This window comes from Rossellomorea aquimaris (assembly GCF_003315075.1).
Taxonomy (GTDB): Bacteria; Bacillota; Bacilli; order Bacillales; family Bacillaceae_B; genus Rossellomorea; species Rossellomorea aquimaris_C.
On the sequence record NZ_QNRJ01000001.1, the window covers coordinates 391,349 to 404,748 of the forward strand.

Annotated in this window: 13 protein-coding genes; 2 read left to right on the forward strand and 11 right to left on the reverse strand. The window is 39.7% G+C overall.

All coding sequences use genetic code 11. The features are described from left to right. Window positions 1–174 precede the first annotated feature (174 nt). The 5 genes from DET59_RS01985 to DET59_RS02005 form a co-directional block, all read right to left on the reverse strand. A complete protein-coding gene (locus DET59_RS01985; protein WP_113967910.1) occupies window positions 175–774 on the reverse strand; it encodes a response regulator transcription factor in 600 nt (199 codons plus the stop codon). Next, window positions 771–1,907 carry a sensor histidine kinase gene (locus DET59_RS01990; protein WP_113968039.1) on the reverse strand — a complete coding sequence of 379 codons (1,137 nt, stop codon included), beginning with the start codon at window positions 1,905–1,907 and terminating at the stop codon, window positions 771–773. Before DET59_RS01990 ends, DET59_RS01985 begins: the two co-directional genes overlap by 4 nt. A 150-nt stretch (window positions 1,908–2,057) precedes the next feature. After that, window positions 2,058–2,255 (reverse strand): hypothetical protein, encoded by a 198-nt coding sequence (locus DET59_RS01995; protein ID WP_113967911.1) that lies wholly within the window; start codon window positions 2,253–2,255, stop codon window positions 2,058–2,060. A 149-nt stretch (window positions 2,256–2,404) separates the two neighbouring features. Beyond that, window positions 2,405–4,936: a cyanophycinase gene (locus DET59_RS02000; RefSeq protein ID WP_113967912.1), complete on the reverse strand. Its 2,532-nt coding sequence runs from the start codon at window positions 4,934–4,936 to the stop codon at window positions 2,405–2,407. 201 nt (window positions 4,937–5,137) lie between these two features. Continuing rightward, the gene (locus DET59_RS02005) at window positions 5,138–5,419 is read right to left on the reverse strand and encodes a DUF6509 family protein (RefSeq protein ID WP_113967913.1); all 282 of its coding nucleotides are present in this window, start codon (window positions 5,417–5,419) and stop codon (window positions 5,138–5,140) included. A gap of 173 nt (window positions 5,420–5,592) precedes the next feature. Between DET59_RS02005 and DET59_RS02010 the strand changes: the two genes are divergently transcribed. Further along, window positions 5,593–5,901: a hypothetical protein gene (locus tag DET59_RS02010; RefSeq protein WP_113967914.1), complete on the forward strand. Its 309-nt coding sequence runs from the start codon at window positions 5,593–5,595 to the stop codon at window positions 5,899–5,901. Between the two features lie 57 nt (window positions 5,902–5,958). Here the strand turns inward: DET59_RS02010 and DET59_RS02015 are convergent, their stop codons facing one another. The 6 genes from DET59_RS02015 to speD all read right to left on the reverse strand — a co-directional run bounded on the left by DET59_RS02015 (window position 5,959) and on the right by speD (window position 12,039). Continuing rightward, on the reverse strand, window positions 5,959–6,537 hold the full coding sequence (locus DET59_RS02015) for a branched-chain amino acid aminotransferase (RefSeq protein WP_113967915.1): 579 nt from the start codon (window positions 6,535–6,537) through the stop codon (window positions 5,959–5,961). Window positions 6,538–6,580: 43 nt separating this feature from the next. Further along, window positions 6,581–7,333, reverse strand: coding sequence for an exodeoxyribonuclease III (locus tag DET59_RS02020; protein WP_113967916.1), 753 nt, complete (start codon window positions 7,331–7,333; stop codon window positions 6,581–6,583). Between the two features lie 182 nt (window positions 7,334–7,515). Beyond that, a complete protein-coding gene (locus DET59_RS02025) occupies window positions 7,516–8,880 on the reverse strand; it encodes a DEAD/DEAH box helicase (RefSeq protein ID WP_113967917.1) in 1,365 nt (454 codons plus the stop codon). Between the two features lie 160 nt (window positions 8,881–9,040). Further along, on the reverse strand, window positions 9,041–10,135 hold the full coding sequence (locus tag DET59_RS02030; protein WP_113967918.1) for a PRK06851 family protein: 1,095 nt from the start codon (window positions 10,133–10,135) through the stop codon (window positions 9,041–9,043). Between the two features lie 137 nt (window positions 10,136–10,272). Further along, entirely contained in the window at window positions 10,273–11,073 is an 801-nt protein-coding gene (locus DET59_RS02035) for a TIGR00266 family protein (RefSeq protein ID WP_113967919.1), read from the reverse strand. Between the two features lie 153 nt (window positions 11,074–11,226). After that, window positions 11,227–12,039, reverse strand: coding sequence for an adenosylmethionine decarboxylase (speD, locus tag DET59_RS02040; RefSeq protein WP_113967920.1), 813 nt, complete (start codon window positions 12,037–12,039; stop codon window positions 11,227–11,229). 193 nt (window positions 12,040–12,232) lie between these two features. Between speD and DET59_RS02045 the strand changes: the two genes are divergently transcribed. After that, the gene (locus DET59_RS02045; protein WP_258549536.1) at window positions 12,233–13,363 is read left to right on the forward strand and encodes a CAP domain-containing protein; all 1,131 of its coding nucleotides are present in this window, start codon (window positions 12,233–12,235) and stop codon (window positions 13,361–13,363) included. The last annotated feature ends 37 nt before the right edge of the window (window positions 13,364–13,400 follow it).

A 13,400-nucleotide genomic window follows, 5' to 3' on the forward strand; every position in this document is an offset into this window, starting at 1 on the left:
AAAGGATACCCACTACGAAGATTCAAGTGAAATTCATTTAAAATAAAGCACTTGTAAAGCAAAATTAAATGACTATCAGAATTGTATAAATATACATCTAATAGATTAGGGCAAGACAAAAAACGACCATAAAAGCAGGGACGGACCTCCAATATGGAGGTCCGTCCCTGCCCATCATTTAAACCATCCTTTTTCTTTTGATTGGGTGATGGCTTCGATTCGATTTTTAACTTCAAGCTTGTCGAGTATGGTTGAGATGTAGTTTCGGACGGTACCCGTTTTGAGGCTGAGCTCATCGGCTATCTCCTTCGTGTTTTTCCCGTCAGCAACCAGCTCCAACACTTCTTTTTCACGGTCTGTCAGGGGGTTCTCTTCACTATACACATCGTCCATGAGCTCTGGTGCATACATACGTTTACCCTCCATCACAAGTCGAATGGAGTACGCCAGTTCTTCACTTGGGCTGTCCTTTAACAAATAACCCTTCACTCCACCTTTTAATGCACGCTGGAAATAACCGGATCTGGCAAAGGTCGTCAGGATAATCACTTTGCAATTTTCGCCTTTTAATTCCTCTGCTGCTTCAAGACCGGTCTTTTTAGGCATCTCAATATCCATGATACAAATATCCGGCTGCAGCTCGTGGACGAGGGCAATGGCTTCTTCTCCATTGCCCGCCTTTCCGACCACTTCCATATCATCCTCTAAACTAAGTAACGAGCCTAAGGCACCTAATAGCATTCGCTGGTCTTCTGCAATAACAATTCGAATCATTCCATTCCCTCCCTGTCTGTTTGCTTGATTACTTTCGGCACTCTCATAATCAAAGTGGTCCCATTTTCGGAAAAAACGTCTAAGCTCCCATTTACAAATTCTAACCGCTCTCTCATCCCGATTAAGCCGCTGCCTTTAGACAGTGTGTAATCTCCCTCGATTCCCATACCATCATCCTTCACTATGATGGTCATCTCTTTATCCGACTCTTCAATGATTAGCTCACAGTGCGACGCCTTGCTGTGTTTGACAACATTCGTCACAGCTTCTTTCAGGCACATGCTCAAGATATTTTCCAGAAAGAGTGATGCTTGGGGGATCATGACCTCATCATCCATCACGAAATCAATTTCCGCTGCCTTTAATAGCTGTTTGATCCGGACGATTTCGTCTTTTAGCCGGATCCCCCTCATCTGAGAGACCATTGTCCTTACTTCACTCAAAGCCGTTCGTGCCGTTTGCTGAACATCCTTTAATTCGCTTCTGGCCTGCTCTGGATCTTTGTACACCAATTTTCTGGCCAAATCACTTTTCAGGCCGATAAGAGAAAGCTTTTGACCCAATGTATCGTGTAGATCCCGGGCAATCCTCTGGCGTTCTTCCTGCTTGACCAAGTCTGAAATACGTTTATTTGCATCTTCCAACTGATCTTCTAGCTGCACCTGTTTATTTCGATTATAAATATTAAACGGCAACAGAATGACGCTTATCCAAATGATCAGAATAAAAGGAAATTGGGATAAAAATAATTCGTCCTGTATAACAAAATTATAATTGATCGATGCCGTCGTTAATACCAGGTGGATAATATAAAGGGTTAAAAACGCCACCCGGTTTTTTATATTCCCATTATAGTAGGCAATGTAAAAAGCAAAATAGATAAAATTAAATTGAATGGTCATGGTAATGGATATCGCGATTAAAATCGATGTCCATAAATAAACCGGCCAATCCTTTGAAATAAAAGCAAATCGTAAAGAAATAAAGAACATGATGGTCAAGGAAATCCCAACAACAATTTCGATGGAAGAGGAGGACTGAAAGATAAAATAAAATGGCAGGATGCTGATGATGCTCCATATATAAGGGGAAATTCCTGATCCTTTTTGAATATTGATTAACTTTTTTGGCATTTGCACAATAAAATCACCTCTTTTACTTTCAGTTTTTTAACTATGTAACCTATAGTATGACATAAATAATACCCATTTTCATACAAACGGTTTAAGAATTGTCCCACCGTATAGACAAGAAACTCGTATAAAATACTTCATTAAAAAATACTAATATTTCCGATTTTGAATCGCTTTTTGCTTCTGCATGATCTCATAGGATTTATGGATGATATCCGTTAACACATCACCTTTATAAACTCTTCCAATTTTCGTGTTTTGCTGATAGTATTCAACGATTTCATCCAATTTCTTTGATGTTTCCTTATCAACCCTTACATTAAGCTGCATTCTTCCTTGATTTGACAAGGTTCGCCCTCCTTCAACTATCTATCTGTTAGCAACTGCTAGCACTTTGTTATCACTAGTATAACAAATGCTATCAAATATATATACCTGCAAATGACCTAAAAAAAGTGAAAAGCCCAAGCGTCAATCTGCTCAGGCTTCCCGTTCATCTATTTGTTTTCAATCGAGATTTTTACTGGTACGATATCCATCTTTACATTGAGATATGAGTAATCATCTTGACTTCCATCTTTATAACCCCAAAAGCCTTCCGTGTGATCTCCTTTTTTGAAAGTCAGTTCGAAGCCTTCATCCTGAAAAAAACTGTAGCTCTTCACTTCATCCTGTCCAACGTTATCAAGTAGGCTATAGCTTAAATAGTTTGCAAGTGAAGGATGAGGCGTTAATACTCCTGTATGAGGAGCAGCATTATATTCGTAGTATTCATAGTCTTTTGTTGAAACCTTGTGATCACTGATCGTATATTCCTTTGTATTTAAATTCAATTGATCACCTGAGGTAATCCATGATAAATGTACATTTTTATACGTATGTGATGATTGTGAGAGATCTGAGGGACTCAAATCAACTACTGATACGCCGCCTCTACCTTTTACTTCAATGGTCTTCGCTTCGTTATCCACTATCATCGCCGTATCTTCATCGATCCCATAGGAGAATTCATTTTCTTCTCCATGTTCAGCAGTGGTTGCAATTAAACGTCCCAATCGTGCTTTTTTATCAAAATGCTGGTCCACGATACCGTACGGGAAGAATCCTAATCCCTTTTCAAGATATCCAGGTCCTCCTTCTTGTTGAGACATGCCTTCATACGTATCAGTGAAGCCTTTTGATAGAGTGTCATAGCTTCCACCACCTGCGATCATCACATCGCTCATGATCGCAGCTCCTGCACTTGTACCGCCGAGAACGGCTCCATTACGATAGATCTCCCAAATATTTTCAAGAGCTAATGATAGAGTTCCATCTTCGTTTAACAATGTTTGAGTGATATCCGTTTGATCTCCACCTACAAACCAAATGGCATCGTACTCCAGAATACTTTCTGCTATATCCGGATTATTTTTATTATTCATCCAGTTAGACTCATCTTCTTCTGTCCCTTTAAAGTCATGATTTGATAGAGGAAGAATGTCGATATTTTCTTGAGGTACACCGTATGATGACAAATCCTCTTTAAATGCATGTGAAGACTTTAAACTGGAACTTGCAGCAGGGATAATCCCTATCTTCCCGTTTTCCCCGGCCCGATTGATAAATTCGCTGTACACTTCTTCATTACTACTCCCTAAAGCTCCTCCAACAATCACCAGGCTGCCTTTTGTCTCAGCATCAAAAGGACTTTCAGGTACTTCTAATGATGATGTATTAAAGTCATGTGAAAGCTGATCTTCTTTATTAAAATGGACGGATACAGGTGTAACATTCATTTCCACATGCAAAAGGGAGTAAGAATCTTTTTGACCATCCTGATAACCCCAATACCCGTTTGTTTCATCTGTCTTTTTGAACCCCAGCTCAAAACCATTTCCTTCACTATCATAAATATATCCATATACCTCCCTTACCGCCTCATTGTCCACCAGTGAGTACGACAGGTAATGCGGTAATGTTCCATAGGATGAGAGAACACCCGTAGCTGGAAGAGGCTTAAAGTTATAATATTCATAGTCTTTTGTTTCAACCTTATCTTCGCTTATGTTAAATTCTTTCGTTTTCACATTGAACACATCACCAGGGGAAATATAACTAAGATCTATGTTCTTTATTTCTTTTCCTGTTAAAGTAGACTGAGATGCATCCACTACCGTAATGTTACTTCTTCCTAATACTGAAATCGTCTGTTTTAGATTGTTGACCACCATCGCTGTATCTTCATCAATTCCATAGGCTAAATGGTTTTTATTCGTTTCATAACGGATGGCTGTAGCCGCCAGTCTACCCAGACGTGATCTTTCATTAAAATGTTGATCTACAATTCCCCATTGAAAGAATCCAAGCCCTTTTTCAATATAGACAGGTGCATATTCTTCATCCGGATTCGATACATCATCAGTTATAAACTCTTGACGAAGCCCTCCTAAACTATCACCGCCTGTGATCATCACATCACTCATGATGGCTGCTCCGGCGCTTGTCCCACCAAGAACGGCTCCTTTGCGGTAAACCTTCCAAATTTCATCTAAAGCTTTCGTGTTTTTCCCATTGCCCTTCACTAATGTGTCTGTGATCTTAAGCTGATCTCCACCGACAAACCAAATACCTGTCAGCCTCTTGATTTTTTTTGTGATTTCTTTCTTTTGAGCGTTATCTTTCCATTCGCTTTCGTCTTCTTCTGTCCCTGAAAAATCATGAGAAGATAGAGGAAGAATTTCAATAGCTGATTCTGCTACCCCATAGGAAATCAAATCTTCTTTAAATTGATTGGATGACTTCAGAGAACCTGAAGCAGATGGAATGATTCCTATTTTCGCTTTCTTTTTACCACCTGATAGGTTAATAAATTCTTCGTATACAGCCGAGTTGCTGCTGCCTAAAGCTCCTCCGACTATCAATAGACTCCCTTTGATGCTGTTTTCGTTTTTCTTGGCAAATGAACTGGAAGTTGCCAAACTGCTTATAACTGCAAATACAGTTATTACAATGAAAAGTTTCTTCGCTTTACCCCAATAACCATTCATTAACATTTCTCCCTTCTATTAATCTATTTTCAATTCATTATTATGCAATTTCCATGCCAACTCTGAAGTCTCTGAATTATCAGTCATTTAAGAAGGAAAGGGTTAAAATTGGATGTTTATGGTGTGGTTATAAATGAACCAATAACAAAAAAACCTCTACATTCGTTTGATTTCGAATGTAGAGGGTGCAGCTTATATCGATTATCCGATATTTTCCTCGCAATATGAAAGAAGGAGACTTTCTTCCTCTTCTTCTAATTCAAAGTCAAGATACGACTCAGTGTTTCTTTCTACAATGGTCGACTGTACGATCCTGGAACCGTTCTCGTCTCGAACAAAAATGACTTTTATGTAAATACCCTGTTCTCTGTAAAGCTCATCATCCTCAGGCACTTCAATATCAAGAATAACTTCATATCGATCTCCATTTAGTATACCGGTAGGATCTTTCAGTTCCTCGGCACTATGACTGGTAATGTTCATTTATCTAACTTCCTTTCAATGTGAAACAAGTTTCTTTCATCTTCCTATTATACACCTAAATCGGTAGATTTTAAAAACGTATTCCTCTAATCAGCCTCACAAGTAAATGAATGGGCTTGATCCACAAACTTCGTTATAATAGAAGCAGATACGAAGTTTAAGGAGAGAATGCAATGAATTCTAAAGAGATGCAAGAAAAAATCATTGAAAATTATCAGAAGGACGAGCATATGATGATTCTTGTGTTTGCACAATGGTGTGTGAATCACGACTTTGACCCTGCAACCCTTTATCAGAAAGCCTACCCCCATCAAGGGGAAAATCCCGCATTAATGCAAGGGATCGACTTAACGGTCCCTAAAGAGGAGTCTGAAGAAATTCCCGACACGACTTTACTGGGTGTCCTCTCCCTATTCGGAAATGACGACTTGGCTCATGTCGTCACAGAAGAAATCAGCAAGCGCCCTGGTAACAAGGGATAATAGTAAGAGGGACGGACCTTCACAAGGTCCGTCCCTCTATTTTTATTCACATATTACTTAAGCTTCATCCACCGTTTGAAGGAGGTGAAAAAGGAAATAATATATGAGCTCGTAGGAAGCAAGCAGCGTCAGTCCTTCATGAAAATCAGGGAGATCGTTTAAAGTAATGTTTAAATCCCATAAACCATCCTCACCATTAAACAATAAATCATATGATGATTCGCCTTTAAGAGTATGTTCCAAGTAATGCTCAATTTGGCTGCGATATTTTTTTTGAAGCTTCAAACCCAACATTGCATCATACGTTCCAAACACGTCGTCCACTTCTATTGAAACAGCCTCCACCCCAATCACATCAAACCATTCCAATTCCAGGAAGACGAACTCGTTTTTATGTTTTTTTAAGTAGGTGATCGGCTGATCGAGAAATACGAGTGATTCTTGAGCGATTAGTTCTTCCGTTTCCTTATCGCAACGCTCGATATATGCTTCTTTAAATCGCGAACCGGATTCCCGTCCAGTTATCTTCTCAGTATCCAATAACCCATGCTTCTCTGCATATTCTTTTTCCAGTGGAAATAAAGCAACGCTACCATTCGATTCTTCGATATACTGCAACAATCTCTTTCTTAACATCCTTTACCCTCCGTAAATGTAATTTCTCTACTTCTTTTATGCACTACTCTAACTCTAAGTATACAGGACAGTGATCACTCCCAAGTATCTCAGAGTGGATCTCTGCGGTCTTTACAGCAGGCGTTAAACGCTTTGACACAATAAAGTAGTCAATTCTCCACCCAATATTCCGTTCACGGACATTACTCATATAGGACCACCAGCTAAAGGCATCATCCTTTGTAGGATGGATATACCGAAAGCTATCGACAAACCCTTCCTGCAGGAGCATCGTCATTTTCCCGCGTTCTTCCTCTGTAAAGCCTGAATTCCCCCGATTTGATTTGTCATTTTTCAAATCTATTTCGGTATGTGCGACATTCAGGTCCCCACATAGAACAACAGGTTTATGTTGGTCCAAATCAAGAAGATACTTCCGTAAAGTATCCTCCCACTCCAGACGTTCACCGATTCTTGACAGATCCCTTTTTGAATTAGGGGTATATACATTCACCAAATAAAAAGAATCAAACTCACATGTAATGATCCTACCCTCTGGCTCTATCTGGTCATCATCGAAACCATATGAGACAGCCAGCGGCTTCTTTTTAGTGAAAACGGCCGTCCCTGAATATCCCTTTCGCATCGCATAATTCCAATATTGATGGTATCCCTCTAATTCTAATGAGATCTGCCCTTCTTGAAGCTTTGTTTCTTGAAGGCAAAAAATATCTGCGTCCACATGCTGAAAATAATCTAAAAATCCTTTTTTCACACACGCTCTAATTCCATTTACATTCCATGATACTAATTTCATATTAATCTATTTAACTCCTTTACTCATAGCAATACCCTTTATTATCCTACCATAAAATCACCAGAAGACATTCATTATACTGATATAACATAAGGAATCACCCATTACTATTCTGATATAATTTAAGCTCCCCATTGATATTTTTGCACAATAAAAACCATGCCTGCGCATGGTTTTATCGTTTATTTTTTTCGATTATAAGACTGCGAGGAAGATTTTTTTCTTGTTTTTCTCCCTTTAAAGTCAGTCTTCATATCTGCTGCTGTCCCCTCGGAAGATTTTTGTTGTAGAGAGTTAGAGGACTTTCTGCTCGTCATTTGTTTATCTTTGAAATCGTCCTTTTCCCTTGTCAAGGATTCCCGATCCTTGCTTTTCCTATTTCCTTGTCTTTTATCTCCCTTTTTCTTCGAGGGTGTTTTTGACTTTAGAGAAATGGTATTCCCAAGGTTTTGCTTTTGAATTCGACTATTCAGCTCTGCTTCAATTCCGTCCAGGAGGCTTCTTTCTTCAGAAGAATAAAGGGTATAAGCTAAGCCTGTTTCACCTGCTCTTCCGGTTCTTCCAATTCTGTGAATATAGGTCTCGGCATTCTCAGGCATGTCATAATTAAATACGTGAGTGACTCCCTCAATATCCAATCCCCTGGAAGCCACGTCAGTCGCAACCAACATTGGTACGTCGCCGGTTCTAAATTGTTCCATAACAATTTCACGCTTCTCTTGTGGAATATCCCCATGAAGTTCAGCCACTTTAAATCCTTTTGACTTCAGCACTTGATATAATTTCGTCACCCGTCGTTTCGTTCGGCAAAAAACGATGGATTTACTTGGCTGAAAGGCCTCTATTAATTGAATGACTGTGTCTTGCTTGGCCCGATCCACTGTAAAAATGGCAAATTGATTAATGGAAGTGGATCTTTCTGATTCCGCCACCTCGATATATTGGGGAGTTTTCATATATTTGCGACCCAATTTTTTGATTTCAGCAGGTATCGTCGCAGAAAATAACATCGTTTGACGATGAGCTGGCGTTTTCCTTAAAATTTCTTCGACTTTATTAAGAAAACCTATTTGCAGAAGCTGATCTGCTTCATCAATGACCAAAAACATAAGATGAGATAGGTCGAGATTCCCTCTTTTCAGATGATCCAATAGCCGTCCTGGAGTTCCAACCACAATATTCACATTCTGTTCCAGTTCCTTGATTTCCTCCTCATGGCTTTTACCACCATAAACGGAGAGAACGCTAAACCCTTTGTTTTTCGTTGTGAGCTTTCTTATTTCACTTGTCACCTGGATAGCCAGTTCACGTGTCGGGGTAATAATCAAACTCTGAATATGATGTGTGTTGGATTTACTTTTCTCCAGAATGGGTAAAACGTAAGCAAAGGTTTTTCCCGTCCCGGTTTGAGCCTTGGCCATGACATCTTTTCCCTCCAAAAGGGTCGGTATCACATTTTCTTGTATGGGTGTCGGTATACTTATACCGTTAGTAGATAAGTTTTTCTGAAGACCTTTTGATAGTCCCAGTGATTCAAACGAGTTCAACGATCATTCCTACTTTCTTAAAACGAGATTTGACTTGTCTACTAATAGTGAACGTTCCGTGGTGAAAAAGCAAGAACAAAAAGGATTCCGAATTGGAATCCTTTTTGTTAATCATGTATTAAACCTACTGATCATCGCGTTCTTGTGTGCGCCCCATATATTACTTCTTTATAAACTCTGTTATTTCCTGAAAGATTTCTTCTCTAATCGTATTCACCTTTGAAAAGTCCATGGCTCTTATATAGATGGACTCAAGTTGTTCACGGAGGCATTTAGCTTCTTTAAGATATGAGATTGCTTCTTTCATTTTATCCTTATAGGCTTTTGTCGTTCGCTCAATGTCGGCAGCATATTTTTCATCGGTCCCTTGGGTGATGCATCTTTCATACATATCGATGATTTCATCAGATTCCCGATCCGGGAAATATTCATGCGGTGCGGTACTGTCGAAAATTGCGATTCCTTTTTCTCGTATGATTAACATATCAAGACTATTGGGGTCAAATCCACAATGATAAACCTCTACATCATAGCCTTTTTCTTCTCCGGCAGAAGCAATTTTCTTTAACATCGTTGATTTTCCAGATCCTGCACGTCCTTTGATAAAGTATCGCTTCTCGACATCCTCTGTTAAATTCTGAATGTAGTCAACTGCTCCATCAGGAGTCGCGGCTCCTAAGAACCGATGTTTGACTGTAGAGGATTTAGAAAGGTTCTTATCTTCAAAGAAGAGTGAAATTAACTCATTTGTCAATTCATTCGCTTTTGTGAAGTTCATGTTGGAAATGTAGATTTCTTCAATGTCATCATGGGCACGAAGGGATGCAGCAAAGGTATCGTATGCTTTCTGAAAGAATGAGGCAATTTTATCATTTAAGCCAAGGATTTCCTCTTTATGCGGCAAGAGTTTCTTTGAGTCCCATGCCGCTCCTAAATTCACATATTCTTCAATAACACCAGGAGCTTTCGGTTCTATAATATGAGGAGCCGTCCCATCCACAATGCCGACCCCAAATTCAGGGAGGAGAACGCCATCGATTGAGTGATTATCGGAAGCGCAATGTAAATAATCAACCTCTAACCCTTTACTCTCAAATCGTTCACCAACCGACTTCATCAATGAGGATTTACCTGTCCCGGGACCACCCTTCAGGATATAAACCCGCTCTAATCCCTCTAACACCGAATCATATAGGCTGTAAAAACCTTTAGCCGTATTTCCCCCAGCATAATAATGACGAACCTTACCTGTCATGAAATCACCCTTTCACATCATTTATTTAAACATATGATGTGAGATCTAAATAGGTGAATACCCAACTAAAGCGGAAACGGCTTGACCATAAAAAAACATTTCCACGAATGGAAATGCTTTTTATGTATCGCCGTGAATCAATCGTCTCCGTTTAGAAAATCACCGATTCCACCAAGTAAACTTCCCTCACCAGTCGAACGACCTCCCCCCTGGGGAGCGCTTGCATATATTCTTTCTGCTAAACGACTGAATGGAAGTGACTGAATCCAGACGGTTCCAGGTCCACGGACCGTGGCAAAAAACAATCCTTCTCCGCCAAGGAAGGCAGATTTGATTTTTCCAACATATTCGATATTGTAGTCCACATCTTTCGTCATGGCCACTAAACAACCCGTATCTACCCTTAACAACTCGCCAGGTTGAAGTTCTTTTCTATAAATCGTCCCTCCGGCATGAAGAAAGGCTAACCCGTCGCCCTCAAGCTTCTGCATAATAAATCCTTCACCACCGAAGAAGCCAGTTCCTAATTTCTTTTGAAAGTCGATTCCAACGGATACTCCCTTCGCTGCACATAGAAAGGCATCCTTTTGACAAACAACTTTCCCTCCTAATTCACTGAGATCAACCGGGATGATTTTTCCTGGATAAGGAGCAGCGAATGATACATGCTTCTTACCCATCCCCTCATTGGTAAATACGGTCATGAACAAGCTTTCACCCGTTAATACACGTTTTCCTGCACCAACAAGCTTACCCAAAAAACCCCCGGTCCCACCACCCTTGGATCCATCTCCAAAGATTGTTTCCATCCCGATTCCGTCTTCCATCATCATCATTCCACCAGCTTCGGCTACGGCACTTTCTCCTGGATCCAATTCTATTTCAACGAACTGCATATCATCTCCATGCAATTTGTATTCAATTTCATGTGAATTCATTCCTTGTTCCTCCTTCTAATTTCAAGCATATTTACCTATTCTTCATGACAGATACATTTCCCTTCTCTCATTCTATTTTCGCAATAATGAGATTTCATACAAAAAAACACTCCGACACGAATCTGCTCGTGACGGAGTGTGTTTCCCCCATGATTATGGTTTAGGAATGTTCTTACCGTAAAAAATTTCATCCATTTCCATTTTCACTTTATCTGTAATTTCTTCCATTTCACTTTCATCCAGCTTTTCTTTTGTATAGCCGAATAAATAGTTATTTAAATCAAAATCTTTCAACTTACATTTTGTATGAAAGATATTCTGAGGATACACATTTACATCAATCATGTCATACTCATCTTTGATTTCCTCTGGAATGTAATTCTGAATCGAATTAATATCATGATCGATAAATAATTTTCGTCCATTGATATCACGTGTAAATCCTCTCACCCGATAATCCATCGTCATGATGTCTGTGTCGAATGAGTGAATAAGATAATTCAACGCCTTTAGTGGAGAAATCTCCCCGCAAGTAGAGACATCGATATCTGCCCGGAAAGTAGAAATCCCTTCGTGAGGATGATACTCAGGATACGTATGAACCGTAATATGGCTCTTATCAAGATGCATCGTAACCGTGGATGGCAGTGGTCCCGGAGATTCATCAAAATGTTCTGTGGGTACTTCAACAATCGGTCCTTCAGACACCAGGATTGTCACACTCGCACCCTGTGGGACATAATCCTGCTTAGAAACGTTCAAGACGTGTGCGCCAATAATATCCGATACATGTGTCAGGATCTTCGTTAACCGATCCGCGTTATATTGTTCATCGATATATTCAATATACGCTTCACGCTCTTCACGGGTCTTGGTGTAGCAAATATCGTACATATTAAAACTTAATGACTTCGTTAAGTTATTAAATTCATGTAGTTGAATTCGTTCTTCATGAGATAATTTCATCGTGAATTTCCCCTTATATGTAAGTTTGTCGTGCCTGCCTATGCTTTTATCTTACCCAGAGCCAACCATACTAAAACAGGTTCTTTTGATTGAAGATGGTTGAGAATGGGTACTGAACATAGTGAATAAGCATTTCCTTTTTTACTTATTTATTAATTTGGATACAATGGAAGATAGAATGGAGTGTTAGCGATTGAGACGATTGTTTTTACTTATTATGATAGTTGCTTTTGCCTATATATCAAAACCCGCATGGGAAGACAAAGTGGAAGCAACAGAATTCGATTCTGTGCTCACAAAAATTGAAAAAATAAAGAACAGTCCAAAAGTGAAAGACACCTTCAATCAACTATACAACGAAGTAAACCTACTGCTCATTAAATTGGACGAGTCATTTAGAGATCTCGAAAATCCCTCTAATATAAAGGAAGAGAACCCTGTAGAAAAACCTACTTTAACAGTACCAAGTGATCAAACCTTCTCTATCTATAATATTGAAATGGGAGATTCAAAAGAGAACCTTGAGCAAGAGCTGGGAGAAGCAAAGAGACAATCCACTAATGAATACGGAGTTTCCTGGTATGCCTATCACGAAAACTACCGTAATTTCTTAATGGTTTCTTATGATGAAAATAACCGGGTTAATGGGCTTTACACCAATCAAGACCTCCTTTCCTCCTCATCGGGAATTGAAATGGGGGTATCCAAAGAGGTGGTTCAGAATGAACTCGGTGAACCACTCTCAAACATCCGAAAAGGATTGACTCTATATCAACTCCAAAACAATGGAGAACAGGAAGTCTATCAAGTGGATGGAAGCTACGTAACTGTGTTCTATGACAAGCATGAAAACGACACCGTCACGGCCATACAAATAATCGATGAAAGCCTGGAAGCAAATAAGAAGAATTTCTATTCAGAAGCGAGTTCCGAGTTGAAGGAAGGATTTGAATTCCAGCTTTTTGACCTCACAAATGCTACTCGTGTGGAAAAAGGATTCAATGCACTCTCTTGGGACGATCAAGTCAGGGACACGGCAAGAAAACATAGTCTGGACATGGCGGAACAGAACTATTTCAGTCATACCAATCTCGAAGGGGAATCCCCATTCGACCGCATGGAAGAAGATCAGGTAGCCTTTCGTACCGCAGGGGAAAACTTAGCCTATGGGCAATTAAGTTCCATCTTCGCCCATGAGGGATTGATGAACTCAAAAGGGCACAGGGAAAACATCCTTCAACCCCATTATGAACATTTAGGTGTCGGAGTCGCATTCAACGGAAAAGCACAGCCGTATTTCACAGAGAACTTCTTTAGTAATTAACATTGATCTTCATAACCACTAAAAAAAGCAAGTGAGT